The 26,637-nt window shown below is 63.1% G+C and carries 22 protein-coding genes; 12 read left to right on the top strand and 10 right to left on the bottom strand.

Annotation, left to right across the window (positions count from 1 at the left end; all coding sequences use genetic code 11):
• Positions 1-120 precede the first annotated feature (120 nt).
• The 3 genes from ACIQTZ_RS07770 to ACIQTZ_RS07760 all read right to left on the bottom strand — a co-directional run bounded on the left by ACIQTZ_RS07770 (position 121) and on the right by ACIQTZ_RS07760 (position 6,199).
• Complete coding sequence (locus ACIQTZ_RS07770; RefSeq protein ID WP_402979158.1) at positions 121-1,047, bottom strand: diguanylate cyclase; 927 nt, start codon at positions 1,045-1,047, stop codon at positions 121-123.
• Entirely contained in the window at positions 1,044-4,538 is a 3,495-nt protein-coding gene (locus ACIQTZ_RS07765) for a response regulator (RefSeq protein ID WP_402979155.1), read from the bottom strand. The genes ACIQTZ_RS07770 and ACIQTZ_RS07765 overlap by 4 nt, the downstream gene beginning before the upstream one ends.
• Positions 4,539-4,675: 137 nt before the next feature.
• A complete protein-coding gene (locus ACIQTZ_RS07760; RefSeq protein ID WP_402979152.1) occupies positions 4,676-6,199 on the bottom strand; it encodes a chitinase in 1,524 nt (507 codons plus the stop codon).
• Between the two features lie 255 nt (positions 6,200-6,454).
• Here ACIQTZ_RS07760 and ACIQTZ_RS07755 point away from each other — a divergent pair, with 255 nt between their 5' ends.
• The 7 genes from ACIQTZ_RS07755 (at position 6,455) to ACIQTZ_RS07725 (ending at position 13,980) form a co-directional block, all read left to right on the top strand.
• Positions 6,455-8,815: a glycosyltransferase family 2 protein gene (locus ACIQTZ_RS07755; RefSeq protein ID WP_402979149.1), complete on the top strand. Its 2,361-nt coding sequence runs from the start codon at positions 6,455-6,457 to the stop codon at positions 8,813-8,815.
• Positions 8,816-9,097: 282 nt separating this feature from the next.
• Positions 9,098-10,093, top strand: coding sequence for a 1,2-phenylacetyl-CoA epoxidase subunit PaaA (paaA, locus tag ACIQTZ_RS07750; protein WP_400328527.1), 996 nt, complete (start codon positions 9,098-9,100; stop codon positions 10,091-10,093).
• Positions 10,093-10,491 carry a 1,2-phenylacetyl-CoA epoxidase subunit PaaB gene (paaB, locus tag ACIQTZ_RS07745; RefSeq protein ID WP_400328530.1) on the top strand — a complete coding sequence of 133 codons (399 nt, stop codon included), beginning with the start codon at positions 10,093-10,095 and terminating at the stop codon, positions 10,489-10,491. Before paaA ends, paaB begins: the two co-directional genes overlap by 1 nt.
• A complete protein-coding gene (gene paaC, locus ACIQTZ_RS07740) occupies positions 10,488-11,411 on the top strand; it encodes a 1,2-phenylacetyl-CoA epoxidase subunit PaaC (RefSeq protein WP_402948342.1) in 924 nt (307 codons plus the stop codon). The genes paaB and paaC overlap by 4 nt, the downstream gene beginning before the upstream one ends.
• A 5-nt stretch (positions 11,412-11,416) precedes the next feature.
• Positions 11,417-11,977 carry a 1,2-phenylacetyl-CoA epoxidase subunit PaaD gene (gene paaD / locus ACIQTZ_RS07735; RefSeq protein ID WP_402979174.1) on the top strand — a complete coding sequence of 187 codons (561 nt, stop codon included), beginning with the start codon at positions 11,417-11,419 and terminating at the stop codon, positions 11,975-11,977.
• Positions 11,978-11,985: 8 nt separating this feature from the next.
• The gene (gene paaE, locus ACIQTZ_RS07730; protein WP_402979145.1) at positions 11,986-13,191 is read left to right on the top strand and encodes a 1,2-phenylacetyl-CoA epoxidase subunit PaaE; all 1,206 of its coding nucleotides are present in this window, start codon (positions 11,986-11,988) and stop codon (positions 13,189-13,191) included.
• A gap of 9 nt (positions 13,192-13,200) precedes the next feature.
• Complete coding sequence (locus tag ACIQTZ_RS07725; protein WP_402979142.1) at positions 13,201-13,980, top strand: enoyl-CoA hydratase/isomerase family protein; 780 nt, start codon at positions 13,201-13,203, stop codon at positions 13,978-13,980.
• Positions 13,981-13,991: 11 nt separating this feature from the next.
• Here the strand turns inward: ACIQTZ_RS07725 and ACIQTZ_RS07720 are convergent, their stop codons facing one another.
• Positions 13,992-15,536 carry a hypothetical protein gene (locus ACIQTZ_RS07720; protein ID WP_402979139.1) on the bottom strand — a complete coding sequence of 515 codons (1,545 nt, stop codon included), beginning with the start codon at positions 15,534-15,536 and terminating at the stop codon, positions 13,992-13,994.
• A 161-nt stretch (positions 15,537-15,697) separates the two neighbouring features.
• Here ACIQTZ_RS07720 and ACIQTZ_RS07715 point away from each other — a divergent pair, with 161 nt between their 5' ends.
• Both ACIQTZ_RS07715 and ACIQTZ_RS07710 read left to right on the top strand, forming a co-directional pair.
• Entirely contained in the window at positions 15,698-16,465 is a 768-nt protein-coding gene (locus ACIQTZ_RS07715) for a hypothetical protein (RefSeq protein WP_402979136.1), read from the top strand.
• 55 nt (positions 16,466-16,520) lie between these two features.
• Complete coding sequence (locus ACIQTZ_RS07710) at positions 16,521-17,498, top strand: YegS/Rv2252/BmrU family lipid kinase (protein WP_402979133.1); 978 nt, start codon at positions 16,521-16,523, stop codon at positions 17,496-17,498.
• Positions 17,499-17,529: 31 nt separating this feature from the next.
• On the opposite strand, the gene ACIQTZ_RS07705 is transcribed toward ACIQTZ_RS07710, so the two are convergent.
• The 4 genes from ACIQTZ_RS07705 to ACIQTZ_RS07690 all read right to left on the bottom strand — a co-directional run bounded on the left by ACIQTZ_RS07705 (position 17,530) and on the right by ACIQTZ_RS07690 (position 22,068).
• A complete protein-coding gene (locus tag ACIQTZ_RS07705) occupies positions 17,530-17,973 on the bottom strand; it encodes a hypothetical protein (protein ID WP_402979130.1) in 444 nt (147 codons plus the stop codon).
• Positions 17,974-18,199: 226 nt separating this feature from the next.
• Positions 18,200-20,020, bottom strand: a complete 1,821-nt coding sequence (locus ACIQTZ_RS07700; protein ID WP_402979127.1) for an FG-GAP-like repeat-containing protein — start codon at positions 20,018-20,020, stop codon at positions 18,200-18,202.
• A 186-nt stretch (positions 20,021-20,206) separates the two neighbouring features.
• The gene (locus ACIQTZ_RS07695; protein WP_402979124.1) at positions 20,207-21,193 is read right to left on the bottom strand and encodes an FG-GAP-like repeat-containing protein; all 987 of its coding nucleotides are present in this window, start codon (positions 21,191-21,193) and stop codon (positions 20,207-20,209) included.
• 194 nt (positions 21,194-21,387) lie between these two features.
• Complete coding sequence (locus ACIQTZ_RS07690) at positions 21,388-22,068, bottom strand: hypothetical protein (protein ID WP_402979121.1); 681 nt, start codon at positions 22,066-22,068, stop codon at positions 21,388-21,390.
• Between the two features lie 80 nt (positions 22,069-22,148).
• On the opposite strand from ACIQTZ_RS07690, the gene ACIQTZ_RS07685 reads away from it, so the two are divergent.
• Entirely contained in the window at positions 22,149-22,586 is a 438-nt protein-coding gene (locus tag ACIQTZ_RS07685) for a VanZ family protein (protein WP_402979118.1), read from the top strand.
• Here ACIQTZ_RS07685 and ACIQTZ_RS07680 read toward each other — a convergent pair.
• Entirely contained in the window at positions 22,583-23,203 is a 621-nt protein-coding gene (locus ACIQTZ_RS07680) for a low molecular weight phosphatase family protein (protein WP_402979172.1), read from the bottom strand. The two genes, ACIQTZ_RS07685 and ACIQTZ_RS07680, sit on opposite strands and share 4 nt — an antisense overlap.
• A complete protein-coding gene (locus ACIQTZ_RS07675; RefSeq protein WP_402979115.1) occupies positions 23,203-24,735 on the bottom strand; it encodes a polysaccharide biosynthesis tyrosine autokinase in 1,533 nt (510 codons plus the stop codon). Before ACIQTZ_RS07675 ends, ACIQTZ_RS07680 begins: the two co-directional genes overlap by 1 nt.
• 126 nt (positions 24,736-24,861) lie before the next feature.
• Here ACIQTZ_RS07675 and ACIQTZ_RS07670 point away from each other — a divergent pair, with 126 nt between their 5' ends.
• Together ACIQTZ_RS07670 and ACIQTZ_RS07665 are read left to right on the top strand one after the other, a co-directional pair.
• Positions 24,862-25,758, top strand: coding sequence for a helix-turn-helix domain-containing protein (locus ACIQTZ_RS07670; protein WP_402979112.1), 897 nt, complete (start codon positions 24,862-24,864; stop codon positions 25,756-25,758).
• A gap of 186 nt (positions 25,759-25,944) precedes the next feature.
• On the top strand, positions 25,945-26,589 hold the full coding sequence (locus ACIQTZ_RS07665; protein ID WP_402979109.1) for a hypothetical protein: 645 nt from the start codon (positions 25,945-25,947) through the stop codon (positions 26,587-26,589).
• Positions 26,590-26,637 lie beyond the last annotated feature (48 nt).

The following is a 26,637-nucleotide window of genomic DNA, read 5'->3' as shown; positions in this document are numbered from 1 at the left end:
CTGAACAACCTCAGCAACCAAACGATTCGAGAACTTCACCACGGCAATCGACACCCTTCAATAATCAGGTGTTGCGATCACCGCATGATTCGAAGGGCTCAGAACAACCACAAATGCGAGTCAGTTGGGGGAGGAGCCGGGGCTGGCCAGGGTTACCCGGTTCCTGCCCGAGGCTTTCGCCGCATACAGCGCCAGGTCCGCTTCCTTGAGGAGTTGTTCCGTTCCGGCAGGGTGTTCATGGCTGTGCGCGGCGACCCCCGCGCTGATGGTCAGCACGCCGTCCGGATCACCCGAGTGTTCGATGTCCAGCGCGTGCACGGCCGAGCGGACACGCTCCATGACACCTTCGGCACCGGAAGCGCTCTGCCGGCGCAGGACCAGCAGGAACTCTTCCCCGCCGAACCGGTACACGCCATCGCTCTCCCGCACCTCCGCGGCAAGCGTGGCCGCGATGGCCACCAGTGCGGCGTCTCCAGCCTGGTGACCGTAAATGTCGTTGTAGCTCTTGAAGTTGTCCACGTCCACCATGGCCAGGCAGTACTCCTGCCCGTAGCGGTCGCTGAGGCTGTGAAGCTCTGCCAGGTCCTCAGTGAGCTTCAGCCTGTTGTGAAGCTTGGTGAGCGGATCGGTGCGGGCCTGCTCGGTCAACGCGGAGCGGTACCGGGCCAGATCGGCGTGCAGGGTAGTGATCCGTTGCGCAGCGAGCAGGCGGATGCGCAGGTTGAACGGGTCCAGCGGTTTGGTGACGTAATCGTCCGCGCCCGCTTCCATGCCTGCCAGCACATCGTCCCGGGAACCATGGGAAGTGACCAGAATCAGGTACGTGTACGAGTCGCCTTCGGAGGAACGGATGGTCCTGCACAGGTCCAGTCCGTTCATGCCCGGCATCATGAGGTCCGTGACCACCGCTTCGGGACGGTGCAGTTGGTACAGCTCCCAGGCTTGGTCCCCGTCCAGCGCCACGATGCACTCATGGCCGGATTGCTCCACCGCGGCTTTGGTGATGAGGCGGGAAATCTGGTCGTCATCGGCGATCAGGACTTTCATGGGGCTCCCAACAAGGTCCGCTCGAGTGCGTGGTCAACCCGGGCGAGTTCGTCTTTCAACTGTTCAATCAGCGGCGTGGCATCGGCTTTCAACCCCGGGCGGTCCTCCCGGCCCAGCCGCTCCAGGTCCTTGGCCAGACCGGCGGCGCCAACAGCTCCAATGTTGCCCGCCGCTCCCGACAGCTTGTGCGCCGCCAGTTGCAGGGCCTTGCCGTCGCCAGTGGACAGTGCATTGCTGAGGTGGGCAAGGGAGCGTTCGGCTTCGTCGCGGAAGGCCGTGACGGCTGCCGGCAGCAGGCTGGGGCCGAGTTCGCGCAGCAGTTGCAGCCGCTCGGCGTCCAAGGGCGCGGGACCGTCCAGTAGCGCGGAAACGTCCGACGTCGGTGCTGCCGCAGTCGAGGGTGGTTCGCCCGCCGATTGCTGCGGCGCGGCATCCGGAAGGTGTCCGGCACGCACGGCCGGTTGCACGGGGTCCCGACCATCCGGCGTCGTACGTTCTCCTGAAGCGGCGCTGGCAGGCGCGGCCGGGACCCACTTCGCCAGGACCGCGCCCAGCTTGTCCACATCCACCGGCTTGCTGACGTAATCGTCCATGCCGGCGGCGAAGCAGCGCTCGCGGTCTTCGTCCAAGGCCCCAGCGGTCATGGCGATGATCGGGATCCTGTAAGCGCCTGCGTCGCGGGCCCGGATGGTGCGGGTTGCTTCGAAGCCGTCCATCACGGGCATGTGGCAGTCCATCAACACCGCAGCGTATTTTCCGGTGAGGGTGGCAGCGACAGCTTGCGAGCCGTCGTCCACGATTTCCACGTCATAGCCCAGACGGTTCGCCATGCCCCGGGCCACCAACTGGTTCACTTCGTTGTCCTCGGCTACCAGGAGCGTGCCGAGCCGTGGGAGGGCTGGCACGGGGATTTGGGGTGCGACTGGTTCGGCAGCCGTGCGTGGACTCGTCTTAGTGGCCATGAGCCTCAACAACCGGTTGTAGAACTCGGAGCTGCGCACAGGCTTGGTGAGGTACTCCCGGATCCCGGCGGAAGTGAGGTCTGCCTTGTCAACGGCCATGGTGGAGGTGAGGAGGATGATCCCCGGCGACGGTGTTCCGTTGCTTTCGGCCTTGATCCGGCGGGCGAGCTCCAGGCCATCGGTGTCCGGCATGCACATGTCCACCACGGCGAGGTCATAGGGGGTGTGCGCGGTGGCGGCTGCGTGGTATTCGTCCAGCGCGCTCCGGGCATCGGGGAAGGCGACCGGCACCATGCCCCAACTGGCGAGCTGGTTCTCCAGGACCAGCCGGTTGGTGGCGTTGTCGTCCACTACCAGGACCTTCCGGCCGGAGAGCGATGCAGGGAGGGCTACGGTGTCCGGGGAAACCGGACCGACGGGCAGGTCCAGCACAAACCAGAACCTGCTTCCCACGCCGACGCGGCTGTCGAGCCCGATGTCGCCGCCCATGGCTTCGGTGAGCTTTCGGGAAATGGCGAGGCCCAGTCCGGTCCCGCCGTAGCGCCGCGTGGTGGACGCGTCTGCCTGGGCGAAGGAGTCGAAGAGACGCCGGTGGTCTTCCGGCCGGATGCCGATCCCCGTATCACGCACCTCGAAGCGCAGTTTGGCGTCTTCACCATCCTGTTCAAGGACCGCCACCTGGATTTCCACCTCTCCGCTGGAGGTGAACTTGACCGCGTTGGAGGACAGGTTCAGCAGGATCTGGCGAATGCGTCCGGAGTCGCCCATGAGCCGCGCTGGAACGTCAGGGTGGCAATAGGAAATGAGTTCGAGGTCCTTGCTCTGCGCTGCCTCGGCCACCAGTCCGGCGACTTCGTCCACCAAGGCACGCGGATCGAAGGAGGCGATGTCCAGGTCCACTTTCCCGGCCTCCAGCTTGGAGAAGTCCAGGATGTCGTTGATCAGGGTCAGGAGCACTTCGCCGGCGCCCTTCACGCCCTGGGCGTATTGGCGCTGGGCCTCGCTGAGCTCCGTGTCCATCATGAGGGAGGTCAGGCCGATCACGGCGTTGAGCGGAGTACGGATCTCGTGGCTCATGGTGGCCAGGAACTCCGACTTGAGCCGGCTGGCCTCGAGCGCGGCTTCGCGGGCGTCCAGGAGTTCGGCCTCTGCCGCCCTGCGCTCGGTGATGTCCCTGGAAATGGTTGCTACACCGCGGATCCCATCTGGGCCGCGGACGGGGGACATGGTGATGGAGACGGGGATGGTTTTACCGTCCCGGCGAGTGCGCTTGGTTTCGTAATTCTGGATGGTGCCGGAGGCTGCGGTGAGGGCGATGGCGTCGCGTTCCTCCACCAGCAGTTCTCCGGGGATGAAGAAGGTGCTGTTCCGGCCGATGGCCTCCGACGACGGGTAGCCGTAGATCCGTTCGGCGCCCGGATTCCAGCTGGTGATGATCCCATCGGTGGTCTTGCCAACAATCGCATCGCCCGAGGAATTGACGATCGCACCCAGGCCCTCGAGTTCGGCCGTGCGTTCGGCGACTTTCGTCTCCAGCTCGCGGGTCAGCGTGACATTTTCGACGACGATCAGCACCTGCCGCACGATGACGAACGCGACCACCACCAAGCCTGTCACCAGCAGGATCGGGTCGGTGCCGATGGGGCGGCTGCGCGAGAAGAACACAGCGCTGAAGACGGGGAGGTAGGGGAGGAGTTCCAGCATCGCAGCATAGGCCCGGCCGTCCTTGCGCTGCCGGTCTGCTTCCGGGACCAGCGGGCTCAGTGCTACCAAGAGGAACGCAATCACCCAGCCAAACGCCAAAGGAGAACCGGTGACCCCCGTAATGCCTTCAAGGGTGAAGCGGACGTAGGTCAGGTCGGTGATGGCAAGGATCCAGAAGCCGATACCCAGGCACAACCACGGCAGGCGGCGGCCCCGGGCGGCGCGCATGGTCAGGACAATGACCACCGACACCATCAACACGTCAGCCATCGGGTACGCCATCTGCGTCATGTGGGCAAAGGCGTCCTGGTTCGATTCCTGTGCAAGGGGGCCCAGCACCGAACTCCACGCAATGAAGAACGTGGCGCTGGCAACCACGCCCGCGTCCAGGACGGTCCGCCGCAAGGACAGCCTCAGTCCTTGCCCCCGGAGCAGCAGGACCAGCCCGATGGCCGTTGGCACGGCGTACCAGACGAACCCGATGTCCGCGAAGGAGGGGAAAGGGTACTGGTGGTCGAGGGTGATCCCATTGACCGTCCATACGGCTTGTCCCGCGCTCCACACAGCAAGCCCGGCCACCACGAACCAGCGGCCCACTGCGTTGCCCCGCCGCTTGAAGGCGGCCCGCGCGTGCGTGGCGAGTGCGGTGAGCACAGCCAAAAGGATGGCCAGATCGCCGGCGAGTTGCGCCGTCGTGCTTCCAATTCCGCTTCCCAGACCGACGGCGAGCAACACGGCGCAGACGCCCGCAGCCATCAGGAACAGCGGCAAACCATGCCAACCGGTTGGGCGTGCCGGACCAACCCCAAGCTTCACTTCTGCCACTGAACCCCTGCCTTCAACCGTGGCCCCACCAAAAGCGAACAGCGCCTCTTGCCCTCGCGCTGATGCGAGCATACGTGAAACCAACCTGAGTATCAGCACCTATCGGCATCAGTCGTCATGCCGATAGGTGCTCAACACTATTTAGGTGAAGCGGTGGCGAGAAGTTTCGCCAGTTCCTCGTTGGAGAGCTTCGTCCAGGCCGTGTCCGAGGAGCCCTGCAGGGCGGCCTCCGGGCTCTGGGCCTGGACCCACCACTTGGCCTCGAAGACCTTCTGGTCGAACATGACCCGGTCGCCCTTCCGGTAAACCGTGGCGGACGACCATTCCGGATAGGTCCCAGCCGGGGCAGTTACTTCCGGTTGGGGCTTGTCTCCGGGAAGGACCGGGCCGATCAACGTCCATGGTGCAGCTGCCCCGTTGGCCACGGGGTTGTTGGGCACATCGTTCTTGGTCCACCACTTGGCCTCGTAGACATTGCCTTGCCAGACGATGCGGTCCGATTTGGAGTACGTGGCGATGGGCGACCAGATCGGGTACGGGCTCGTGGCGGGATCGTCAACCACTGCGCTCGCCGTGCCGGTGTCCGTATGAACCGCTGCGGAGGCCGGGGCACCCTTCTCCGAAATGTCGGCACCAAGGACGGCGGAGAAGAGGGCGCCACCTTGGGAGACACCGCTGCACGCATCGGAGACCACGGAGATGGTGGGGTAGTTGGGGCCGCACTCGGCGTCGCGGTTCAGGGACCACATGGACATGCGGCCCACGCCCTTGTTCTCGGCGAAGTCGTGCAGGCCCTGGGCATCGGCCAGGGTGAAGACGTCGGCTACAACATCGTTCTGGCCGATCATGGGGGTCAGGCCGATCTTCCGCCACAGGGTCTGGGCGCCGAGGTCCTGGTTGGCGGCCTTGAACACGTCGCTCAACTGGGCGTGCGTTGCCTCGGCCGCGGCAATGGAAGCCTGGAGCATCGACTGGCCGGGAACGCGGCTGTCTCCGTAGTCCATGGTCATGATGTTCACGCCGGCCAGGTCAACGCCGGCATCCAGCATCTGCTTCACTGCGGCCGTTCCTTCGGCGGTCAGTCCGCTGGGTGCCACGGGAAGGGTGAGCCACACGGCCAGGCCCTTGTCCGAGGCCTTCTCCTTCTGCAGCTCCCCCACGGACTTGGCCAGCCGCGCCAACGCCGCCTTGTCTGACAGGGCGGCACCCTCGATGTCCAGGTCGATCGAGGTCAGTTCGTACCGGTCCACCACGCTGGCGTAGGCAGCTTTGAGCTTGATCTCGTCGGTGCAGGCAGTGGAAAGTTCCTTATTGGTCAAGCCGCCGAAAGAGACGCTGACGTTGCCGCCGGACTGGCGCAGCCTGGCGATGCGGCGGTCCAGGTCCAACTGTGAAGCTGCCGCGTCCAGGCTGTAGAAGGTGCCCCACGACGGGGTGCAACCGTCCTTGGCGTCGGCCACGATGAAGGACAGGACCACGGATTTGGCGTTGGCATTGACAGGCTGTTCAAACGCGTACCGCGGGGTGGCCGTGACGTCCACGTATCCGGCGAATACAGAGGGTGAGGCTGCCGCTGCCCGGGTGTCCGTGTAACTGCGCCATGAAACAACTCCAGCAGTTACGAGTCCTCCCAGGAGGAGCAACAGAACGGAAAGCCTCACAATGGAGAGCTTCCGCCCCGGGAAATATTTCGACATGGAACACCCAAACGTTGAGGGGAATTTTGAGGTGGAGCAGGTACAAACGTGGTGCGGAGCTGCCGAATAAGACCGGCACTGTCAACCCTTAGAGACAGGAAATAACAGATGCCCAACGTCGATTACTATAAGGGCAATCGACGTGACTTGGGGCATAGAAGGCGCACGTCGAACCGGACAACGGGCCCAACGTCCCGTAATGCAGTCTGATGGGGAAACATGACAGACCAGCTGGTTGATTCACCTGATCTTGCGCGAAATTCGGCGGAAACGCCGGAAGAAGCAGCGGAAGGCAAGGGACGCAAGAGGCAGTGGGGATCCGAACGCAGGTCGGAGCCGCTCGCTATCGTGCACCCGACGCCGTCGTCACGGAAGATCGTCCTGGGCCGTTTGGCTATTTTGGTTACGATCGCCTCGTGGATTTATTACGTGGTTTCCACCATCATCCGGCAGTTCGTGGATAACCCGAACTCCGGATTCCGTTTTGGTCTGGAATCGGTTTCTTACCTTGTTGTAGTTACTTTCTTGACCTTTTCTGCCCTCATGTACCTCCTGGCGCGCCAAGGGGCACTTTACCGATTCAAGGAGCACCGCCGGGTACCGCGGGGTGAATTGGATAATCATTTCACCGACTATTCGGAGGGCATTACCGTTCTGGTGCCTTCTTACGCCGAAGAGCCGGGGGTGGTCCGTGGAACTCTCTGGTCCGCGGCATTGCAGGAATTCCCCGATCTGAGCGTTGTCCTGCTCCTGGACGATCCCCCCAGCCCCACGGACCCGGCAAAGATCCAGCGGCTGGATCAGACGCGGGCCCTGGCAGGCCAGATCCAGAAAGCCATGTCCGGGCCGGCGCAACGCGCAAACAAGGGTTTGGAAGGTTTCCGTGCGGCCTACGGCCACTCACCCGCCACCTCCGACGCCCCGTCTGCCACCACCAAAGAACTCCAGTTGCTGATCGCCGAGTACGAGGCCGCCGTGGAGTGGCTGGAGGCCATGGCGGAAGCAGAGTCCGTCCAGGACCACGTGGACGAATTCTTTGTTGATCTGGTGATCATGGGCCTGGCCCGGGAACTCCGGCTCGTGTTGCTGGCGCTGGAGGCGGCGAAGGCCCAAAAGACGGCGCCGAGCCCGGAGCGCATGGAGCAGTTGTACCTGCGCCTTACCTGGATCTTCAACGTCCGCATGGACACGTTCGAGCGGAAGGCCTACGCCAGCCTGTCGCACGAGGCCAACAAGGCCATGAACCTGAACGCGTACATCTCCCTCATGGGCAAGCGGTGGCGGAAGGACCAGACGGACGGAAGCGTGGTGCTGCGGCCCACCACCACCGAGCGCGAAGATGACCTGGTGGTGCCGGACAGCACTTACCTGTTGACCCTCGACGCCGATTCCCTCCTTCTCCGCGACTACTGCCTGCGGTTGGTGTACTTCCTGGAATCGGCCGGCAACGAGCGCGTAGCGGTTACCCAGACCCCGTACTCCTCGTTCCGCGGCGCACCTACCCGCATCGAGCGCATCGCCGGAGCCACCACGGACATTCAGCACATCCTGCACCAGGGCATGTCCTACTACGGAGCCACTTTCTGGGTGGGAGCCAACGCGATCATCCGCAAGTGTGCCTTGGAAGACATCGTTGAAGTGGAAACCGTGGGCGGGTTCGAGGTCCGGACCTACATCCAGGACCGGACGGTCATTGAGGACACCGAGTCCAGCATCGACCTGGGAACCCATGGCTGGACCCTGGTGAACTACCCCGAACGCCTGAGCTACAGCGCCACCCCACCGGATTTCGGTTCGTTGGTGGTGCAGCGGCGGCGGTGGGCCAACGGCGGCCTCCTGATTCTGCCCAAGTTGTGGAACCAGCTGTCCCAGCGACGCATGCAGCGCCAAAGGATCCTCATCCGCGAGGTGCTCCTGCGCGTGAACTACATGGCCTCCATCACCTGGGCCAGCTTCGGACTTTTGTTCCTGCTCGCATACCCCTACGACAGCAGGCTCCTGAGCCCGGCCGTGTTCATCGCGGCCTTGCCCTACTTCCTGTGCATGGGTTCGGACCTGCGGGACTGTGGCCACCGGTTCAGTGACATTTTCCGGATCTACGGCTTCAACCTCATCCTCCTTCCGGTGAACCTGGCCGGCGTCCTCAAGTCCCTCCAGCAGGGCCTGACCGGTGACAAGATTCCGTTCGTCCGCACCCCCAAGGTCAAGGACCGGACCGCCGCACCGGCCATTTATGTGCTGATTCCGTACGCAATCGTCGCATTCTCCGTACTCACCATCTGGCGGGACGTGCAGCAGCAAAACTGGGGCAACGTGGCGTTCGCCACCCTGAATGCCGTGCTGGCCATGAGCTGCATCCAGGCCTACATCGGCATTTGGAACTCCGTGGTGGACATCGCCCTGGGCGCCGTCAACTGGCTCTACGTCACGCCCAAGACCAAGGCGCCGCAGGTGTCCCTCGTGGTTCCCAAGACCGCGGAGGAAGTGGACTGGAAGTCGATCCTGTACCACGGTGACCGCAGGCTCAACCGGGACCTGCGCGGCGGCACCGACCGCCGTCGTCGAATCTCGCTCCGCTAGAGCACTCTGCTGAGGCGCCTAACCCAGGCGCTCCGCTGAAGCACCGTAAACCCGGGTCCGGCACACTGCCGGGCCCGGGTTCTTGCGTATCTGGCTCGAGATTTTGCTGCATCATTCCGCAGGGCGAACCTCGCAGGCCGGGAATGGCGGGCCCGGCCCGCGGCGTGCCGGGAATGATCCAGCAGAATGTCCTGCCCGCGCTGAATCGAAGCCAAAAGGTTGACTGCAATCACCCGCTCCGCATATTCTGAACGAACGGTCGGTAATTTATTAGGAGCAACCATGGCATCGCAGAATCTGCAGTCTGTGCCCGCTGAGCTGTCCCCGGAGGAACAGGAGCGGGAGGCAGCCGGTCAGGCGTACTTTGATCGCATCATCTCGGAAGACTCGCGCATCGAGCCGCGCGACTGGATGCCGGCGGCTTACCGCAAGACTTTGCTGCGCCAGATCTCGCAGCACGCGCACTCGGAAATCATCGGCATGCAGCCGGAAGCCAACTGGATCACCAGGGCACCGAGTCTGAAGCGCAAGTCCATCCTCATGGCGAAGGTCCAGGACGAGGCGGGCCACGGCCTGTACTTGTACTCCGCAGCAGAGACGCTGGGGCAGTCCCGGGACCAGATGATGGAAGACCTCATCGCCGGCAAGGCCCGGTACTCGTCCATCTTCAACTACCCCACCATTTCCTGGGCGGACATGGGGGCCATCGGCTGGCTGGTTGATGGCGCGGCCATCTGCAACCAGGTGCCCTTGTGCCGTGCCTCGTACGGTCCTTACGGCCGCGCAATGGTGCGCATCTGCAAGGAAGAGTCCTTCCATCAGCGGCAGGGCTTCGAGATCCTGCTGGAACTGTCCAACGGCACGCCTGCGCAGAAGCAGATGGCCCAGGACGCCGTGAACCGCTGGTACGCGCCGTCGCTCATGATGTTCGGCCCGCCGGATGACGATTCACCCAACTCCAAGCAGTCCATGGCGTGGAACATCAAGCGGTTCAGCAACGACGAGCTGCGCAGCCGGTTCGTCGGCATGATGGTGGAGCAGGTGAAGGTCCTGGGCCTTACCCTCCCGGACAAGGACGTCCGCTTCAACGAAGAGACCAAGAAGTGGGAGCACGGACCCCTGGACTGGAACGAGTTCAAGGAAGTCCTGGCCGGCCGCGGTCCCTGCAACTCGCAGCGCATCGAGCGCCGCCGTGAAGCACACGAAGACGGTGCCTGGGTTCGGGAAGCCGCCGCAGCCTACGCCCGCAAGCAAGCAGAGAAAGTGAACGCAGCATAATGGCTCCTCACGGAAACCCCGAAGCACCGGCCAGCGCCGCCGGCGAAGTCGCCAGCGAGGCGCCCAAGGTTGCAACAAGCACGACGGCGGCACCGGCCACCTCCGGCGCGGCGCACGAAACACCGTGGTCCCTGTGGGAGGTCTTTGTCCGCTCCAGCCGTGGCTTGTCCCACGTCCACGCCGGCTCCTTGCACGCCCCGGATGCGGCCATGGCCCTCCGGAATGCCCGTGACCTGTACACCCGACGCAACGAAGGCGTGTCCATCTGGGTTGTCCCGGCCGAGGCCATCGCTTCCAGTGATCCGGACTCCAAGGGCGCGTTCTTCGAGTCGCCCCAGGGCAAGGATTACCGCCACGCGACGTATTACACCAAGAGCGAAGGCGTGAAGCACCTGTGACTTCCCACGAAACGAACACTGACTTCGCGATCGACGGCCACGGCGACATTTCCGTGGGCGTGCACGGCGCCGGTGCCTCCGGTGACGGCTCGGCCAGCGCCACCCGCATCACGCCGGGAAATGCGCTGCGCCCCGAGGACATCGCCCTTGAAATCCGCCGCGGCGAGGTGAAGCCCAGCGAAGACGTTGCCGAGTTCGCCCTGCGGATCGGCGACGACGGACTGATCCTCGCCCAGCGCCTGGGCCACTGGATTTCCCGTGCCCCTGAGCTGGAGGAGGACATTGCCCTTGGCAACATCGCGCTGGACCAGTTGGGGCATGCCCGCTCCTTCCTGACCTACGCCGGTGCAGCCTGGGACAAGTCCGAGGACGACCTCGCCTACTTCCGCCGCGAGCACGAGTTCCGTTCGGCGCACCTGTTCGAGCAGCCCAACGGCGACTTCGCTGTGACCATTGCGCGGCAATTCATTGTCAGCTTCTACCAGTTCGAGCTGTACACCGCGCTTATGGCGTCCACGGATCCCACCATCGCAGCCATCGCGGCGAAGGCCGTGAAGGAAGTGGATTACCACCGCGACCACAGTGCCCAGTGGGTGCTGCGCCTGGCCGGCGGTACGGACGAGTCCCGTGCACGCATGATCCAGGGCTTCAAGCTCGTGTGGCCGTACGTGGACGAACTTTTCGAGGACGACGAGCTCACCACCCGCCTGGCCGAGGCCGGGGTAACGGTGCAGCCGTCCAGCCTGCGCGAGGCCTTCGATCGGCTCACCGGCGAAATCATGGCCGAAGCCGGGCTCGAGGTTCCCGGCACACCGCAGTCCCTGGGCGGCGGACGTCGCGGCAAGCACTCAGAACACTTGGGCTACGTCCTTGCCGAAATGCAGGTCCTGGCCCGTGAACACCCCGGCGCGAGCTGGTGACCAGCATGATGACGCCGTCACGAACACAGTCAAGGACTGAAGAGCAGCGGGCCTGGGATATCGCGTCCACGGTCTGCGACCCGGAAATCCCCGTGCTCACCATCGAGGACCTGGGGATCCTGCGCGGCGTACGGGTCACCGAAGCACCTCACGCTGAAGGCAACCACGACGGCGGGACCGCACGTCCCGCCGTCGAGGTCACCATCACGCCCACCTACTCGGGTTGCCCGGCGATGGACGCGATCGGCGATGACTTGCGGACCGCGTTCCGCAACGCCGGGTATGCGAGCGTGCACGTGAACCTGGTGCTCTCGCCGGCGTGGACCACGGACTGGATGACAGAATCCGGCAAGGCCAAGCTGGAGGAGTACGGCATCGCCCCGCCTTCCGGCCGCGCCGCTGCTGGTGGCCACTCCGGCCCCGTCCGGTTGAGCCTCGCCGTGAAATGCCCGCAGTGTTCGTCGCTGAACACCAAGGAGCTCACCCGTTTTGGTTCCACGTCCTGCAAGGCGCTGTTCGTCTGCCAGGACTGCAAGGAACCGTTCGACTACTTCAAAGTCCTCTAAGGAATTCCATGACCACCGAAACCCAGACGGCCAGCCGCCGTCGTGCGTCTTTCCACAACCTGACCGTCGCGGAAGTCCGGCGCCTCACGGACGATGCCATCGAGGTCACGTTCGGTGTGCCCGCGGAGCTGGCCGGGCAGTACGACTACCTTCCGGGCCAGTACGTTGCCTTGCGCACCACGCTGCCGGATGAGAACGGGGAGCCGCACGAGGTCCGCCGCAGCTACTCGATCTGCGCAGAGCCGCGCAGCTTTGAGGACGGCAGCAGCGAGATCCGGGTGGCCATCAAGAAGGACCTGGGCGGCATCTTCTCCACGTGGGCCAATGCCGAGCTGAAGGCCGGTGACGTGCTGGATGTCATGAGCCCGCAGGGTGCGTTCATCTCCCGGCACGGCAAGGATGGTGCGGCCGTGCAGCACAACGTGATGAACTCCATGAACCACCCTGAGGAGCTTGCCGGTGACGCCGGGAGCTTCGTGGCCATTGCCGCTGGATCCGGCATTACCCCGGTTATCGCGATCGCCCGGACGCTGCTTGCCGCTAACCCGGAGACCCGCTTCGACCTGATCTACGCCAACAAGGCCGCCATGGACGTGATGTTCCTGGAGGAGCTCGCGGACCTGAAGGACAAGTACCCGTCGCGCCTGGCCCTGCACCATGTGTTGTCCCGCGAGCAGCGGATTGCCCCGCTCATGACCGGCCGCATTGACGCGGAGAAACTGCAGTCGCTGCTCTCTTCCGCCATTCACGCGGAGGACGTGGACGAATGGTTCCTGTGCGGTCCGTTCGAGCTGGTGCAGCTGTGCCGTGACACGCTCGCTGCCCGTGGCGTTGAGCCGGAGCACGTGCGGTTTGAGCTGTTTACCACCGGCCGCCCGGACCGTCCCGAGGGCCACGCCGGCCGTCCCGTGGTGGAGGACGAGACGCAGGAAACGTTCAAGATCACGTTCAAACTGGACGGCCTCACCGGCGACGTCGCGAGCCCGACGCACGCGCGCGAATCGATCCTCAACGCCGCCCTCCGGGTCCGCCCCGACGTGCCGTTCGCGTGTGCCGGCGGCGTGTGCGGCACCTGCCGCGCCAAGCTGGTCACCGGTACCGTGACCATGGACGAGAACTATGCCCTGGAACAGGACGAGCTGGACAAGGGCTACGTCCTCACCTGCCAGGCCCACCCCACCAGCGAAGAAGTGACCGTCGACTTCGACGTCTAAGGAGTCCCCATGATCGAGCTCTCCCTTGAAAACGGCATTGCCGAAATTGTCCTCAATGCCCCGGAAAAGCTGAACTCGCTCAACGAGGACGCACTGGTTGAGTTGGGCAAGGCGTACGACGACGCTGCTGCCGCCGCCTCCCGCGGTGACGTGCGGGCGCTGCTCCTTCGCGGAGAAGGGCGTGCGTTCTGCGCCGGCCGCGACATTGCCGGAGTCACGCCCGAAACGGACGATGCCCAGGCGTACCTGGGGGGACTGGTTGAGCCGATGCTGAAGAAGATGGCGGCGTTCCCCGCGCCCACGTTTGCCGCTGCACACGGTGCCTGCCTGGGTGTTGGCCTCGGCCTTCTGTTGGCTACCGACGTGGTGTACGTGGCGGAAAATGCCAAGTTCGGCTCGCCGTTTGCCAAGCTCGGGGCCACGCTCGATTCCGGTGGGCACTGGTACTTCACGGAGCGCCTGGGCATGCACCGCACGCTGGACCTGATCTACACGGCGGACCTCATCTCGGGCTCGGAAGCCGTGGCGCAGGGGCTGTTCAGCCGGGCGATGCCGGCTGAATCCTTGCTTTCGGAGACCCGCGCGATCGTTTCACGGGTAGCTTCCGGAGCTACCCAGGCTTTCGTTGCCTCCAAGGAGCTCGTGGCACACATCCGCGACCAGCGGCTGGGACTGTGGGAGTCCATGGCCGAGGAGAATACCGAGCAAGCACGCCTGTGCAAGACCGACGACTACGCCGAGGGTTTCCGGGCGTTCCAGGAGAAGCGGGCCCCGATTTTCAAGGGATAGCCCGCTGGGGCCTAGGTGAATTCCTTCAGGAGCTTGTAGCCGGCCACTTTGCCCTCCAGGGAAATGACGGCGATCCCGTTGTCAGTGGTGTCGACGTCGGTGAGGGCGCCGTAAGTGAATGATGGGACGGCGGTTCCGCCCTTCGTGCAGGGGAAAGCGGTAAAGCCGCCCGCGGCGGTGGCGCTCTTATAGGGCGCGTTCGGAGGCACGTCGAAGTCAGTTTCCTTCAGGCAGACAAAGACGTCCTCGAACGTAGTCTTGCTTCGGAATTTTCCCGTGCGGGTGTCTATAAGGTTCGAATCCCAGAAAGTGCCTGCCATTACCTGGTCGCCGCGGTTTACCGATGGAAGCATGCCGTGGCTGTACCAGTTAACGTCCACAGGTTTCGACTCCCACTTTGAATCACCTGTTTGGGGGTCGTAGCCAACTACCTTGCCGCGGGAGCCGCGGTAATTGCCGGAGGGGTAGTCCACGAACCCTTCTGTGTACTCGCAACGAATAGGGAACGCATCGCCTCCTTCGAACTTGGTGGCCGCCGTTCCCATGGACCTGGCACACATGACATGCGATCCGGGCGAACTCCAGAGGACACGGCCGCTGGATGCACGGAACCCGACAGTCTTGAAGGCATCGCGCAGGTCGATGCTAAGAGTGGTCTCCCAGAGTTTGGCTGCATCTTTGTCCGTGGGGTTGTAGCCCAGGGAACCAACATAGAGGTCCAACTTTTCCGAGTAGGTGAAGTACCAGCCCAGATCCGTGGTGGCACCTTTTCCGAAGATTTTCTCAACGTCCAGTTGCCACAAGACTTCGCCGTAGGAAACGCGGGCCAGCGATTCGGTTGCGCCTGTCACCACCGAGTACAACCCCTTGCCCACTGGACGGAAGTTGCCCGTAAGTGGATTGATGTCAGGACCGGAGAGGTCCTCGCCCGATGTGAGATCGATCCAATGCTCCACTGACAGCGACGCATCATCCAAGGAGATAAAGCACAAATCCACGTGGTCATCGCAGGCAAACGGGGGTGTGGTAGCCAGTTCTGCCCGACCACGGAAAAGCTCCTTGCCCGTCTTCAGGTCCACGGCCACTGGAGTTGTCCACCAGGAGGTGCCGCCGTTATCAGCAGGGGGAGTTGCAGCTTGGAGAAAAATCGCTGCGGTTTGTCCTGCCTCGGTTTTGGTGAGGGCAGGTTCCAGAGGGATGGCAGGTGCCCCGATACCGGGATGCACGGGTTGTTTCCAGAGCTCCTTGCCAGTGGAAACAGCGATGGCGTGCGCCTCCACTCCACCGGAAACCTTGGCGTAAACCAATGCGACGCCATCGGAAACCACAGGCTGCCCGAGAGGTTCGAGCGGAAGCTCCCAGGCCGCCGTCGTGGTTTCGGTGTTCCGCGCATCAGGCGCCTTGGTTGGGGCCGGTGAGGTGGGTGTTGCCTTCGGCATTCCCGGCAAGGGGAGGGCAACGCAGGAGGACAGCAACAGTGCTCCCACAGCGGCCAGACCCACGCCGAGGAGCTTAAAACGCTTACGCCCACGGGCGGTGGAGGCGGATGACATCATGGTTCCCCCAAGGAACGTTTGAGGTTCAGCACCTGTTGGGTGTTTGTTCCAAACCAGAGAGTGCCAACTGGACGTGGCTGAGATAGAGGATAGCTGACATCGGCGGCGGTGTTACTGTTGCGACGGCGCGGAGTCGCGTCCGGAACATTCATGGGGGTTCAGTGACCAACGAGACGAGCGATTCGGTCCACGGCCGGCAACCAACGCAACCCGTGGGAGCGCCGCCGCTCCAGGCCCAAGGTTTCGCGCCGCCGTCGTACCCGCCGCCGATGCCGCAGTACTACCAGCCGCAGCAGCCCTTTCCCTACCAGGCGTATCCGGCGCCTGTACCGCCGTCGTACGCTGTGCCAGGCCCAGGCCCAGGCCCAGGCCCCGGCCCTGTGCCCGCACCGGCGCCTTACCCTTCGAGAGCGCGCGGGGCGTTTGGCCCGTCATTCTGGTTTACGGGCTCACTCCTGGCCATTGTTGCTTTGGTCGGCGCAGTGCTGGGCAGCGGCGAGGCCATCCTGGTTTTGCTAGGCGTGGCGGCGGTGATCACCGGACTCTACGCGCTCGTGTTCAAGAGGGCTTCCTGGGCCGGGCTCCCCGGCAGGAGAGCCGCAGCCGCTGTCGCCATAGCCGGTGCAGTGTCGCTAGTCCTGGGCGGCATCGCCGCTGGTGTTGAAACGTGGAAGGGCTCGACGCCGGTCGCCGCACCCGCCGCTGCGGGCACCATTGTGGAGGGCGTGTGGCTGGTAGGAGAAGACGTGGCGCCAGGCGAGTACAAGACGGTCAACGAAGTCACGGATGGGTGCTACTGGCGGATTACCAGGCCCGGCGGAGGAAGTGACGGCACCATGGGCGCCGTCACCAGTGGACACCCTGTGGTGAAACTGAGCAAGGGGCAGAGGTTCACCACCCACGGCTGCGGTACCTGGGCCAGGCAGTAGGCCGTCCAGCCAGTACGCAGGGTTCTCCCAGGTGGGGCCACCTACCATGGACCACATGACTTCTGCCCGTGACGTACGCTCTGCTGCCTTGGTGATCAATGCGGCGTCACGTCGTGGCGCCGCTGCCACTGACGCCGCCGTCGCTGCGATGCGGCAGGCAGGCTTGCCGCTTTCCTCGGTGCACGCGGTGACCTCCGGCGCGGAGCTGGGGGCAGCACTTGAACGGGTGATCGCGGAGCAGCACGACCTTGTGGTGGTCGGTGGCGGGGATGGCACGGTCAGCTTCGCGGCGGGGCTCTTGGCCGGCACGGAGATCGCCCTCGGTGTCCTTCCGCTCGGCACGGCGAACGACCTTGCCCGGACGCTCGAGATTCCCAGCGGCCTTGCCGAGGCGTGCGCCGTGGTGGCCGAAGGCAAGGTGGTGGACATCGACCTGGGCAGGGCCAACGGCAAGGTGGTGGACATCGACCTGGGCAGGGCCAACGGCAAGCCGTTTCTCAACGTCGCCTCAGTGGGCCTCTCTGTGGGTGTTACCGAGGCCCTGAGCCCACGCTTGAAGAAACACATTGGCCCTCTCGCCTATGGCGTCGCCACAGTACAGGCGTACGCCCGCCACCAACCGTTCCAGGCGCGCCTGGAGTTCCCGGACGGGGACCACCAAACCCTGGAGCTTGAGGACCTGCTCCAGGTGGCCGTGGGAAACGGCCGGCACTACGGGGGCGGGAACACCGTCTCGCCCATGGCCGGAATCGACGACCACACCCTGGACATCTACGCAATCCTCGCCGCGCCGCTCCGGGAGCACGTCAAGATCGCGCGCCTGCTGAAGGATGGGAGTTTCATTGAGCACGATCGCGTGTACCACCTGGAAACCCGAAACGTCCGGCTGGTCACCGAGCCGGCGTTGTCAGTGAACCTCGACGGCGAGATCGCCACCGAAACGCCCACGGACTTCAGTGTGCAGCGGAACGCAGTCCACGTCGTGGTGCCGCAGGGGAGCACGAGTGCCACGTTCGATGGTCCTGTGAAGTGACTCGCCGCGGATCGGAGAGCCCCGACGGAGTCTACGAGGCACTCATACTCATCGACATCAGCTCGGATGCGAACTCACTTCCGGACACCGTGAATGGCTTGCCTTGCCCGAAGACATCAATTGCTAAGAGCCATTCCTCAACTGTCATGCCACCGGTGACGTCAACAGTGTCTTGGGTCTTTCCTTCAGCGGGAATCGCGGATGGTGGAGACTTTCGGTTGACTCGAAAGGACGTTACGTTGACCCGGTCGTCCAGGATGGTCACGAGCGTGAGCGCCTGTTCGTGCAGTTGCTCCATGCGATGAATGGTGACGACTGCGGACTCGGAGGGGTCGGCGACAACCACGGAGTACTCACCTTGGGAGTCAACAGGCATGACTTCGCTGGCGGCGTCGTAAAACTTCGGGGTGCGCATCAGGGCAGAAAACCGGGCCGCGATGTGTGCGCGACTCTTCAGTATTTCCTTGCTCGCCATGCTTCTCTCCACAGTTCCCATCCAACGAGGACAAATCCATTCGCAGACAACATTGTCGGCCAAAGCCCGCGATCGAGAGTCACAGTGCTTCTTGGCTATCCAATGGGTTCGCTGGCCCGCGGACAGAAGTTCACGACCATGGCTGCGGTCTGGATCAAGCAGTAGCCCTGCCTCGACAAACTAGGCTGGTCGACTGACCGCAATCGAAGAATATCCGCTGGGTGGTTCAGAGGATCGAGGTCATCACGTTCCAGCCTGTGCCGACCTTGGTTGCAGTTGGCCACGAGCGGGTTCCATCTCCCCTGTAAAGCCAAAGCTCACCTGCGGCATTTCGCGCGAGGATATCGGCGCGGCCGTCGCCGTTGAAATCTCCGGGTCCCACCAAGGAGTTCATCGTGTTCCAGCCCTGGCCTATTTGCGTTCTGGGCTGCCAATCGGACCCGCTTCGAAGGTACAGCCACAGCGCGCTGTTGCCGTCCCGAGCTACAAGTTCCGGGGTGCCGTCTTTGTTGAAGTCGCCGACAGCACTAATCTCGGACATCGCATTCCAGCCGAACCCGACGTACTTGCGGGCGAGCCAGCCGCCCTTGCCGTCTCCGGGGTAAATCCAAAGCCAGCCTTCACTTGAGCGGGCTAGAACGTCGGAGAATCCATCGCCTGTGAAGTCCTCAACACCTTCGATGGCCGTCATACCCTGCCACCCGCTGCCTACCTGCACACGGGGAAGCCAACCCCCTGAGCCATTCCCGGGGTAGAGCCACAATCTCCCGGCCTCGTCGCGTGCCATGAGGTCGGGATCGCCATCGCCGTTGAAATCACCGGGAGACGTCAAGAGGTTCATGACGTTCCAGCCCTGACCCACCTGAAGCCGGGCAAGCCATCCACTGGAACCATCTCCAGGGTAGAGCCAGAGGATTCCTGTGTTCTCCCGGGCCAGGACGTCCGCGTTACCGTCGCCGTTGAAGTCGTTCCGGGAGGGGATGTGTCTATTTCCCTCAATCACCTTCACTTGGTGAGATTGGGATGCCAAGGTGTACACCTTGCCGTTTGTGGGGTTGACTAAGGCTGAATCCCATTGCGGGGTGTAGATCGCAACGGTGCTGTTGTCCCGGCCATTGATGACAACGGTCCCCCACCCGGTCAAGGAAGCATAGATTTTGTTGTTGGCCGGATTCACTACGATCTTCTTCACCTGAGAAGCCGTGCTCATTTGGGCTGACTCCGTCAATGTTGCACCGTCCAACACGCGGATCAAACCGTCGGCGCCGTTCCCGGTTGAACCGATGTACAGCTTGTCGGTGGCGGGGTCGAGCGCGAATGCGTCTATGCGGCCGACCCAGGGTACCGAAGTGGTAATCACGTCCCGTGCGCCATCGATCACCTTGATGGTGGCAGAGCTGTCGCTCGTTGTGACAGCGTAGACCTTGTTCTTTGTGGGGTTCACAGCCAGGTCAAGAGTGCCCGCACCGACAGGAACGATAGCCTTTACGTTGCCGCTGGAGTCTATGACTTCGACTGAATCGTCGGACAACGCGTACGCCTTATTTGTGGTCGCATTGATGGCGATGTCCTTGACCGAAGACGACTTCGGCACGATAACCGCGGTGTTGGTGGCGCCGTCGATAATCCTAATTCCGTCGTTGGTGCTGACGTAAACCTTATTGGTTGTCTCGTTGACAACCAGCTTTGACGCTGCCGCGTCGAACGGGATTTCGTTGACGGTGCCTGAAACAGCATCTACCACGGACACGGAATTCACTTCCATGGTCTTATCGTGTCCTGAAACAAAGATCTTGTTCGTAGCGGAGCTGACGGCCAGGTTACCTGGAATTTGACGAATGCCCAGCGTGGTTTGTGTGCCGTCCGGGCCGATGCCTATGACGGTGCCATTTGAGTTGACATAGAGCGTGTCCGTCGCTGTGTTCAATGCCATTGCGTGAACGTCACCGTCGAAGGGAAACTGGCCAACCACGGCGTCTGCGTTTGCCGGTCCTGTATTTCCCAGCCCTAAAGCCAGCGACAGCCCGGTAACGGCGACACCGGCCATGGTCCTGCGTCGCCCTCGCCCTTGGAAGCCGCCAAGCGCGCGAGAAGCGGACGAAAAAGTGATCATTGAGTCCCCCAGAAGTTGTGACGCCTAGTACGCCTGTATCGGGCAGTCTATAGCGGAAACGCCAACGGCCAGCCCCCGAGTTTAGATCCAGACTGGCCGCCGTCGGTCGTGCAGTGGCGCTCAGAGGATAGCGGTCATTCCGTTCCAGCCCGAGCCCACCTTTGCAGCCCTTGGCCAGGCCCATCCACCGTTGCCAGCGTAAAGCCAGAGTTCGCCTGCGGCGTTGCGGGCAAGGATGTCCGCCCGCCCGTCGCCGTTGAAATCACCTGGTCCCACCAGGGAATCCATGACGTTCCACCCTTGGCCGATCATCTGTCGGGGGAGCCAGCTGCCGTACCCGTTGGATGGGTACAGCCACAGCGTGCCCGCACTGTCGCGGGCCACGAGGTCTGTGACGCCGTCATTGTTGAAGTCACCGGCACCGGTGATCTCGGACATCCCGTTCCAGCCGGAACCCACCCACGTTCGGGGCAGCCAGCCGCCCTTGCCATCACCGTGGTAAACCCATAGGGCACCGTCCCGGGCCCGCGCGATGACGTCCGGGAATCCGTCGCCACGGAAATCGATGGCTTCGATTGCGCTCATGCCTTCCCAGCCACTGCCCACTTGCACGCGAGGCAGCCAGCCGCCCGAACCATTTCCGGGATACAGCCACAAGACGCCCGCACCATCGCGAGCCAGGACATCGGCCTTGCCGTCGCCGTTGAAGTCACCCGGAGCAACAAGTGCTGTCATGATGTTCCAGCCCTGACCTACTTGTGTGCGGGGCAGCCAGCCGCCCGAGCCGTTGCCCGGGTACAGCCAGAGCACCCCGGAAGCATCTCTGGCCAGGATGTCGGTCTTACGATCCCCGTTGAAGTCATTCTTGAGAGGCTGGTCGAGTTGCCCGTCAATGACGGCCACCGAATCAGATGCCACGTTGACCACGTAGACCTTATTAGTGGACGGGTTGACAGCTGCCGCGTTGGGGTCCATCCCGGTGTAGACAGCCGTGCTGCTGTTGTCACTGCCGTCGATCACGGCAGTTCCCCTGCCATTCATGGTTGCGTAGACCTTGTTCTTCGATGGGTTGACCACGATGGTCCGAACACTGGTTGCAGTGGCCACGTTGGCGTCTCGCTCATGCTGGCGCCGTCCACAACCCTGATGGATCCTTCCAAGGACCGTGTGTCAGCCTGGACGTAGATCTTGTCGGTGGACGGATTGACGGCCAACTGGCTGATCAGGCTGTTGAACCCCACGGATCCCGATAGCGTATCGCTGCTGCCATCGATGGACAGCACGCTGTTTTTGCTGGCAGCTTAGATCTTGTTGAGTTTGGCATTGACCGCGATGGAAAGAATTCCGCTGGTGCCTGTGGGCGAGGTGACTTTGCCGCTGCCATCTATGACCTTTACGGTTCCGGCAGAGCGCACATAAGCCTTGTTCGTTGTGGTGTTGACGTCAATTTCCTGGACGCCTGCCGTTATTGGGACAGCGGTGCTTGTGTTGCTGGCGCCGTCGATAATGGTGAGCCCGTTATCAGTACCGACGAAAACTTTATTGGTCTTATCGTTGACGGCGATGGCGGATGTGCTGCCACCAATCGGGACCACGGTAGTGGCTTGCGAAACGCCGTCGATGACCACGACTGAATCTGCGTCGCTGGCGTAGATCTTGTTTGTCACTGAGTTGACGGCCAGACGCGAGGAATAGTCTCCGGGACTGTAGACCTTGCCGCCTCCAACTCCGCCGCCACGGACACTGAAAATGCCCTCCACCGTGGACACATACGCCGTGTCTGTAGCGGTGTTGACGGCTATCGACCCAGGATTCTCACCAACAGGGGAGGTTTTTATCACAGAGTCCGCCGTTGCCGGAGCAGAGGTGCTTCCCAATATCACCGTCAGCGCCAACCCGGCGGTGACTGAAGCGGCCGCTGCCGGTCGTCGTCGTATTTTTACTGCGCCAAGCGCGCGCGGACGAGTGTTGTGCGAACTCATTGAATCCCCCAAAAGAAGTGGCGTTTGCTACGCCCGTGGAAGCAGTCTACAGCGGGCAGCGTGGCAGCTAGGCTGGTCGAATGACCACCGCCGAGGACTCCGCCACCCGCCGCGCGCAGAGGTGGCTGCAGGCAGCCTTCGCCGCCTACCTGGTGGCTTTGGCCTTCGTGGTCTTCCTGCCGTCGAAGGAAGCCAGTACGGTCACGGGTTTCGTCGGGATCATCGCCGGTTGGCTTGCGGCGGTGGGACTGCCCCTCAAGGAAGCGGCTGTCGCCGTCGAGTTCGTCTCCAACATCGTCATGTTCGTCCCGTTCGGAGGACTGGTCCGGCTCCTCTGGCCAAGGCGTTGGAACTGGTGGCGCATCCTGCTGCTGGGAGCCGCGACGTCCACGTTTATCGAGCTCACGCAGCTGTTGGTTCCGGGGCGGGTGACGGCGTTGTCGGACGTCATCGCCAACACGGCCGGCGCAGTGATCGGCGCTGCTGTGGCGGGCTGGTGGCTGCGCCGGAGCGCCTAGAGGTGCTTGCCCAGGATCGCCACAACGTCGTCGCAGTACCCTGCGATGCGGTGGCCCACCTCGCGGTGCACTGCCTCGGTGGCGTTGATGGGGTCCGGGATATCGTCGGCGACGACCAGCACGGCGGCTGACCGGACGGCCGCGGTTCGCCGCACCAAAAGCGCGACGGCGGAATCGGCACCGCTGCCGGTCACGGCCGCCCAACTGGGCGCCGCGGGCTGGCTCATGGTGACAGGCAGCGTCTGCGCCGCCCTCACGAATTCGGCCATGGTGAAGGTCCGCTGGGCTGCGCCGGGGAACCTTTTGACCAGTTCGTCACGCTGCTTCCGGGTCATGGTCAGGACCAGGTTGGCGGCCGCTACGGATTCGTCCGTGATCTGTTCTCCCACCGAGCCGTCGGGGTTGCCGCCGTACTCCCTGGACAGGTCAGCGGGCAAAGGCTCCATGGGGGCGCCGACCGCAGCGTGCAGGCCTGCGCTGGCCACGGAGAAGTTCCCGATTCCGGCCTTGGCCAGCCGGGCACGGATCAGCTGTTCTGCGAGCGGTGAGCGGCAAATGTTGCCGGTGCAGACTGTCAGGATTGACGACGGCGGCTGGGCACCGGCGTTGGACGGCATCACAGTGCGGGGGTGCTTTCGCGACGGCGGCCGCGGCGCTGGCCTTCGAGGGGCACATGATCCGTTGGAGCCACCGGCTGTGACTCGGAGGCCGGAACGTGGGTGGTATTGGGGGACTCGCTGCCTGTTTCTTTGCGGTTGTAGTACGTGTAGTACTGGTAGCCGTAGTCTTCGCCCTTTGAGGACTTCCGGGAGACGCCGTTGATGATGAGGCCCAGCGGGCGTCCTTTGACGCGATCCAGGTTCTGCAGCGCCCTCTTGAGCTGGTCGTAGGTGGTCTTGCCCGCCCGGCTGACCACAATGGCACCATCTGTCCGGGCTGTGAGGATCGCAGCGTCCGTAACCGGCAGGAGCGGCGGGGCGTCCACCAGGACAATGGCGTGCTTGGCGATGTCCTCAAGCAGGGTGTGCATGACGTTGGACCCGAGCAGTTCGCTGGGGTTGGGCGGGACGGAGCCGGCGCCGAGCACGAACAAGTCACCGCTCTCGCCCCACGGCTGCAGGACGTCGTTGAGCGTTGCGCGTCCAATGAGCACGTCGGTGAGGCCGACGTTGGTGAGGAGTCCGAAAGTCTTGGCCAACTTGGGCCGGCGGAGATCACCGTCCACCACAACCACGCGTTGGCCGGACGCCGCGATGGTCTGCGCAAGGTTGGCGATGACGGTGGTCTTTCCTTCGCCGGGAAGCGCGGAGGTGACCACAATGATGCGCGGGGGATTGTCCACGTCCATGAACTGCAGGTTGGTTCGCAGTTCACGGATGGCCTCGGCTACGGCGTAGTCCTGGTGGTTCTTATTCTCCAGGTCGTTGCCACCCTGGGACAACACGATGCGGTTGGAACCGTCGAAGTTCTTGTGGAAGGGGACCGTGCCGATCACGGCAACGCCGGTTTCGGATTCCAAGCGCACGGCCGAGCGGACGCGGCGGTCGAAAACGTTCCGCAGCAGCGCGTAGCCGATGGCCAGGAGCAGGCCGGCGACCAGGCCGATAGCCAAGGCCAACCTTGTATTCGGGGAGGACGGCGAGGTAGGAAGCTGCGCGGCATCCAGCGAACGGAAACTCACTATGGACGTTTCGGTGCTGTTGGTGCCGCCCTTTTCGAGCTGGTCCACCTGCTTGCCCACGGCGCTGACCCAGGCTTCGGCGAGGTCGCGGGCTGCCGTGGGGCTGTTGGCTTGGGCTGTGAACTTCAGGGTGGCGGTGTCTTGGGGGTTTTGCGCGGAAACCCGGGCGATCAACTTTTCCGGAGTGGTGTCCTGGAGGTTGAGATCCTGGATGACAGTCTCGGCTACTGACCGCGACTTCGCTACGTCGAGGTAGGACTTGGCGCGGGACTTGGAGTACGTTTCGCCTGCCATGGCCGTTCCGAGGTCCTTATTGACGCCTACCGAAATGATTCCGCTGGCGTCAGCGCTGTAGACCTTGGCTTGGGTCAGGGTCCAGCCGAAGGCAGCAATTCCACCCAGGATGGTGATCGCGATAACGGAAATCCAATGCGCCCGGAGGACCTTCCAATAGTCCGTCAGCTCCATGAAAAATGTCCCCCTGATGTTGTGTGCCCTCGACACAATAAAGAACGCGGTTCTTGAACTGCGCCACGGATATCGTAACGTGCAGTTCTATAGGGGCGACTCACCAGTGGGTGGGATGGGGGATTTATGACAATGCAGGATACTGACTTTCTCGAACGGGACGCAGCGGATACCGGACTCAATCGGGTAACGTCAAGGGACCATCAAGAGTGCATATTCGGTGCCGTTTCCCTTGGCTGGATTTCCGGCGATCTGGAGCTGCTTGATCCAAGCGATTCGCCGGACAACGTGAATATCTATTTCGTCACTTCCGGGGTTGTCCGCGATCCAAACGACGGCACCATGATCCCGGGTGAAGGAACGGTGGTCATAGTGCCCGGCGGTCTGGAATTGGCGTCGCCCTTCGTGGGGGAGGGCGAGGTCAAACGGATCTCCATCCAGCGGGCTGCGGCTGAAACATTCGTGCCGCATGCGTTGGACGGCCTGACCGTTGCCCGGGTGAAGTCCAGGCTGGATGCCGCGGCCGAGGCTTTCGTTGGTGCCATCCTGGAGCAGCCGTCCCGGGAAAGTTCGGCCATCGAGTCTTATGCAACCGAGCAGATCCTGTTGGAACTGACGGGAAGCCTGCTGCTGGACCACTGCGGGGTCAGATGGAGTTCCACGTCAGTGACGTCGGTGTTGAGGGACCAGGCCATGGCCGTTATCGCCCAGCGCTGCGCGGACAGGGAGTTCAATCCGGACGCCGTGGCCAGGGCGGTGCAGTCTTCGTTGCGGCGGGTGCAGGCCGCCTTTGCTGAGGTAGGAAACTCCATTGCTGCTGAGATCCGGAGGCAACGCGGCAGGCTGGCCCGCACCCTGCTCACCGACACCCGGTATGACGTTCTCAGCGTCCAACAGATCGCAGAGCAGACCGGTTTCGGAACCACCGCGGCCCTGCGCAGGGCTTTGGACGAGCTTTACGGCTGTGGACCGAAGGACTTGCGGGACAAACGCGGCGCCGAGGAAATTGCGGTCGCAAAATGACGTGTTTCGGTCCGCGTCAGGGGACGTTCCGTGCATACCTTAAGCCATTTAGCGCCAATCTCTTCAGCAATGCCCGATCTGTCATTTGGCACGAAAATGCCTCGGTAGTCTCTATGCCTGATGGGGGAACTCGGCACTCGCTGAATTCCAACCGATGGTTTTCATCCCGAGTTGAAAGAAGAACTGATGAGCGACGAAGTTACCGTTTCCAAGCCGCATAGCCGGCGTGCTGTCGTTAAGGGTGCAGCATGGTCTGTTCCGGTAATTGCGGCCGCTGTTGCAGCACCGGCCGCGGTGGCTTCCGTGAATGACCTGACCCTGGCATTTACGGCTTCCTCAACATCCCTGCTCAGCCTCAACCTGCTCGACGGCGGCGGTACGCTGACGGCGACAGCGTTGGTCACTGTTCCCACCCAGGTTTCGGTGAGCAACGGTCCGGGTGCTGTCACCGGTGAAACCGCCACAGTTACTGTCGCGGTGGGTCGTCCCGCCGGCATCAACATCCCTGTTGGCCGGGCGCGTGGCTTCGGTGTTGCCGCCTTCAACGGAACGGCTACCACTGCCGGCCAGCGTACAGCCACGTACCAGAGCGCACCGATCATCGGTCAGTACGGTTTCCCCGCCACCACATGGACTGGCACCACCACGGTTACCGTTGCCAGCAATGGCACCCTGAACCTCCCGATCGTGTGGGGCCTGGCAGGTGTCAGTACCGGCGTCTCCATCAGCGCTCTTGCTTCGTTCCCGGTGACCATTACCGTCGTCGTGGCCGGACGCACCCTCACCGCCACCAGCACCATCTCCGTTCCGGTTGGGGCGGGCATTCTCTAAAGCCACCGCACGGAACATTCTTCTGGCAAAACGCGTCAGCCGCTCCGG

It is taken from the genome of Paenarthrobacter sp. NPDC090520, from assembly GCF_044769205.1.
Lineage (GTDB): Bacteria > Actinomycetota > Actinomycetes > Actinomycetales > Micrococcaceae > Arthrobacter.
This window is presented reverse-complemented; position numbering and strand designations above follow the sequence as displayed.